Raw genomic sequence first — 1,900 nt, forward strand, 5'->3', positions numbered from 1 at the left:
GACCGTGTCCCGAATCCTGCGGCGTTGCGCGGTCTTCCGGAGTCGGAGCTTCCGGCCGTTGCGGAGGCGGTTCGGGCCGAGATGATCGACGCGGTGTCGATCACGGGCGGCCATCTCGGCTCGGGGCTGGGGGTGGTCGAGCTGACGGTGGCGCTGCACCACGTGTTCGACACCCCCGACGACCGCATCGTCTGGGACGTCGGCCACCAGTGCTACCCGCACAAGATCCTCACGGAGCGGCGCGACCGGATCCGGACCCTGCGCCAGGGCGGCGGTCTGTCGGGCTTCACCAAGCGGAGCGAGAGCGTCTACGATCCCTTCGGCGCCGCCCACTCGTCGACGTCGATCTCGGCGGCGCTGGGCATGGCGGTCGCCCGCGACCTCGACAACGCCGCGGCCCGGCAGACCGGCCGCGCGCAGAAGCGCCGCAACGCCATCGCGGTGATCGGCGACGGCTCGATGTCGGCCGGCATGGCCTACGAGGCGCTCAACAACGCCGGCGCCCTGCACTCGCGGCTGATCGTGATCCTCAACGACAACGACATGTCGATCGCCCCGCCGGTGGGCGCGATGTCGGCCTACCTGGCGCGGCTGGCCTCGGGGGGGGCGTACCAGTCCCTGCGCGAGACCGCCAAGCAGCTCGGCAAGCTCCTGCCCAAGGCGCTCTACCAGCGCGCGGCCGCGGCCGAAGAGTATGCCCGCTCGCTGGTGGTGGGCGGCGGCACGATGTTCGAGGAGATGGGCTTCCACTACGTCGGCCCCGTGGACGGGCACAACCTCGACCACCTGCTGCCGGTGCTCAAGAACGTGCGCGACGCCGAGCACGGCCCGATCCTGCTGCACGTGGTCACCCGCAAGGGCAAGGGCTACGCGCCGGCCGAGGCGAGTGCCGACCGCTACCACGGGGTGGTCAAGTTCGACGTGGTCTCGGGGGTGCAGGCCAAGGCGAAGCCGAACGCGCCGGCCTACACGCGGGTGTTCGGCGAGAGCCTGATCAAGGCGGCGGATGCCGACGAGAGGGTGGTGGCGATCACCGCGGCGATGCCGGGGGGCACCGGCATCGACCTGTTCGGCAAGGCGCATCCGGACCGGACCTTCGACGTGGGCATCGCCGAGCAGCACGCGGTGACGTTTGCGGGGGGGCTGGCCACCGAGGGGTACCGGCCGTTCGTGGCGATCTACTCGACGTTCCTGCAGCGGGCCTACGACCAGGTGGTGCACGACGTGGCGCTGCAGAACCTGCCGGTGCGGTTCTGCATGGACCGGGCCGGTCTGGTCGGCGCGGACGGGGCGACGCATGCCGGGGCGTTCGACCTGGCGTATCTGTGCTGCCTGCCGAACATGACCGTGATGGCGGCCGCCGACGAGGCGGAGCTGGTGCACATGGTGGCGACCGCCCACGTCCACGACTCGGGTCCGATCGCCCTGCGCTACCCGCGCGGCGAGGGCGTCGGCCTCGAGCTGCCGGAGCGGGGCGAGGCCCTGCCGATCGGCAAGGGCCGGGTCGTGCGCCGGGACGCGGAGGCGCGGGTGGCGGTGCTGTCCCTGGGCACGCGCCTGTCCGAGGCCCTGAAGGCGGCGGACCTGCTGGCCGAGCAGGGCGTGGCGGTGACGGTGGCGGATGCGCGCTTTGCCAAGCCGCTGGACGAGGCGCTGATCCTGGAGCTGGCGCGCGAGCACGAGGTGCTGATCACGATCGAGGAGGGCTCGCGGGGCGGGTTCGGCGCGATGGTCCTGCATCTTCTGGCCGAGCGGGGCGCGCTGGATGCGGGGCGCGTGCGGGTGCGGACGATGACGCTGCCGGACGCCTACCAGGATCACGACAGCCCCGAGAAGATGTACGCCGAGGCCGGCCTCGACGCCGACAGCATCGTCAAAACCGCCCTCACCGCACTGCCGG

Annotated in this window: 1 protein-coding gene; it reads left to right on the forward strand. The window is 71.9% G+C overall.

Going from position 1 to position 1,900, the window contains the following annotated elements; genetic code table 11:
* Nucleotides 1-24: 24 nt before the first annotated feature.
* Nucleotides 25-1,900 (forward strand): 1-deoxy-D-xylulose-5-phosphate synthase (gene dxs, locus MFF58_RS31530; RefSeq protein WP_238294244.1); only part of this gene is annotated, 1,876 nt, incomplete at its 3' end.

It is taken from the genome of Methylobacterium longum (assembly GCF_022179385.1).
Taxonomy (GTDB): Bacteria; Pseudomonadota; Alphaproteobacteria; order Rhizobiales; family Beijerinckiaceae; genus Methylobacterium; species Methylobacterium longum.